This window comes from Deltaproteobacteria bacterium (assembly GCA_009930495.1).
In the GTDB taxonomy this organism is placed as follows: domain Bacteria; phylum Desulfobacterota; class Desulfovibrionia; order Desulfovibrionales; family Desulfomicrobiaceae; genus Desulfomicrobium.
The window spans coordinates 1-3076 of sequence record RZYB01000245.1 but is presented as its reverse complement, the minus strand read 5'-3'; the positions used below and the strand labels follow the sequence as shown (position 1 = coordinate 3076).

Genomic DNA, 3076 nt, shown 5'->3' with positions numbered 1-3076 from the left:
CCGATGTCGTGCAGGGGGGCGCAGTCCCGGATATTGGCGCACTGCTCGTCGTCGAAGCCCAGGGCCCTGGCCAGGACGGCCGCGATTTCGCCGACGCGGGTGACATGGTGGCCGGTTTCGTTGTCCTTGTATTCAGCGGCCCGGCTCAGGCGGTGCATGATCTGGCGCCGGGTGCTTTCCAGTTCGGCGGTGCGTTGGCGGACCAGGGCTTCCAGGTTTTCCTGGTAGGCCCTGTTCTCGCGGATCAGCCGTGCCTTTTCCGCGACCTTGGCCAGGGTGTGATCCAGAATTCTGAGATCGCCCAATGGCTTGGTGAGGTAATCCCAGGCCCCCAGACGCACGGCCTTGAGGGCGTCGTCGACCACGCCGACGCCGGACAAAACCACGATGGGCAGGTCCGGGGCCTCGGCCACGGCCCTTTCCAGGAATCCGTAGCCATCCAGGACCGGCATGTTCAGGTCCACGAGAACCACGTCCAGATCCGGCAGGGCCGCGCGCATGGCGTCAAGGCCGTCGCGTCCGTTGGACGCCTGCAATGGGTCGTGGTCCTGGTCTTCCAGATAGGCGGACAAGGAACGGCGCAAACCTTCCTCGTCGTCGATGATCAGTATCCGCATGGGTCACTCCTGCCGCGAGATCGGGTACGGTGGATAGCAAGAGCCTTGCAGTCTAGCCGGATGGACGGATTACGTCCAGAAATTCAAGTGGATTCGGGGAGCTGGACGTTCTCGTTCGGCAGATCGACGATAAAACGCGTGCCGCCCCGCGTCCCTGGGACAACGTTCATCTGGCCGCCATGGCCCTTGGTGATGATGAAATACGAAACCGAAAGCCCAAGGCCGGTGCCGGCTCCGGGCTCCTTGGTGGTGAAAAAGGGTTCGAAGACGCGGGAGAGGTGTTCCTCTGGAATACCCGGCCCGTTGTCCTCGATTTCGACGCGGACGTGTCCGGGGATGGTTTTGGCCGTGACATGAATGGATGGGTTGGGCGTGCCGGCCTCGGCCATGGCATGGGCCGCGTTGCGGAACAGGTTGAGAAAAACCTGTTCGAGCTCGGTTTCGGTGCAGGAAACGGCCGGCAGGTCTGCCTCGAAATTCTGGCTGATGGCCACTGACTTGAAATCGTAATTTTTTTTCAGATCGTAGTCACTCGCGGCCAGGGTCAGGGCCTGGCCGATGACGGTGGTGATGTCGCATGGAGCCCGGCGGGATTCGCTTTTGCGGCTGAAATCGAGCATGTGGCGGACAATGCCCGCGGCCCGGATGCCGGCCTGTTCGATGTCCCGGAGGAAGGCATCGATCTTTCTGGCCTTGAGGTAGACGTCCATGGCGTCCAGGTCGAGATTCAGGCTCCGGGCGACTTCCTGGTTTTTGGCGTGGCCAGGGGTCAGGCGGAGGTTGATGGTCTGAACCGCCTGCAGGACGATACCCAGGGGGTTGTTGATCTCGTGGGCGATACCGGCCGCGATGCCGCCCAGGGAGAGCATCTTTTCGGTCTGGACCATCATGTCCTGCATGGCCCGGAGGTGGGTTATGTCCCGGGTGATGGACAGGATGCACGGGACATCGTTCATGTCCAGCAGCCGGGCCGAGGCCGAGCATTTGAGGATGCGGCCGTCGCGGTGGCGGATGTCGAACTCGAAGTTTTCGATCGAGCGGTCCCGTATGAGCTTGGCTACGTAATCCCTCCGCTGGGACGGGCCGTGGAACATGCCCAGTTCCACCGTTGTCCGGCCCAAGGCTTCGTCGCGGGAAAAGCCGGTGAACCGGGTGAAGGCCTCGTTGATTTCGATCAGGGTGCCGTCGTCCTGGCGGGCCAGGGCGATCATGTCCGGCGAGAGCTGGAAAAGGCGGGCGAACATTTCCCGGGATTTGCGCAGTTCTTCCTGGGCGTGTTTGAGGTCCGTGATATCAAGTGGCAGGGACAAGACGCAGGGTTCGCCATCCAGGGTGATCAGGGCGCCGGAATAGAGGATATGCCCCACGGAACCGTCCGCCCGGGAGATGGTCGTTTCCTGGTTTTGGACGACCCGCTTTTTTTCCAACTCGCGCACCAGGTGCTCATGGCTCTGCCGGGGGAGGGCTCCGACTTCGTACAGGGTTTTGTCGAGCAGACTGGCCTTGTCCAGGCCAAGTCGGTTCAGGGCTGTTGTGTTGGCGTCCATGTATTTGCCGTCGGACAGACGGTTGATGACGATGGAATAGGGCGCGTTTTCGAAGATGCCGCGAAAACGCCATTCGCTTTCGGCAATGGCCGCCTGGGCTTTTTTTTGGGAATCGATATCCAGGTTCAGGCCGACAATCCGTGTCGGCTTCCCGGCGGCGTCTCGCGACATGGTCCGGCCTTTGCCCAGCATCCATCGCCATGTGCCGTTTTGGGCGCGCATGCGGAATTCCGTCTCGTACAGGCCTTCGCCGCCATTATTCAGAAAGTCCATGAACGTGTCCCAGGCTTGCTCGCGGTCGTCGGGATGAATCATGTCCCGCCAGGTTTTTAGGCTGCACGGGCTGTCTTGAGGGGGATAGCCCAGATGGGTGTACCATTCCTGGCCGTGTTCCTCCAGGTCCTGGTCGGGGTGATATTCCCAGGAGCTGGCGTTGGTCGCCTGCAAGGCCATCTTGAAACGCTCGACCTGGTCGGCCAGATCGACCTTGGTTTGTTCCAGGGCCGTGATTTTTTCCTTGAGCCGACGACGCAGAATCCAGGACAAAACGGCGAGAACGAGCAGCAGGACGGACCCGGCTCCACCGGCCAGCTTGAGCCCCAGCAGAACGCCGGGGCTGATGGGAGAGGTTTCGAGCTTGACCCAGCGCCGCGAGATGGTTTGCAGCTCATGGGGGGTCACGGACGCCATGGCCTTGGCCACGGCGCTGGCCAGGAGTGGATATTGTTTGCTGATGCCCACGCTCAGGTTGTCGGAAATGCCCAGGGTCCCGGCGACCCGCAGGTTGGCGAGTCCCTCTTGCTCGATATGCCACGCGGCCACGGCCACGCTTTCCACGAAGGCGTCCGCCACGCCAAAGGAAACGTCACGCAATCCTTCCTGGATGCTGTTGACTTCAATCAATTTGATCCG

2 protein-coding genes are annotated in these 3076 nt (G+C 61.5%); both read right to left on the bottom strand.

Going from position 1 to position 3076, the window contains the following annotated elements:
• A partial coding sequence (locus EOL86_13235; GenBank protein ID NCD26538.1) for a response regulator occupies window positions 1-617 on the bottom strand: 617 nt, incomplete at its 3' end.
• An 83-nt stretch (window positions 618-700) separates the two neighbouring features.
• Window positions 701-3076, bottom strand: a 2376-nt coding sequence (locus EOL86_13230; GenBank protein ID NCD26537.1) for a PAS domain S-box protein, incomplete at its 5' end; no start/stop codon positions are given.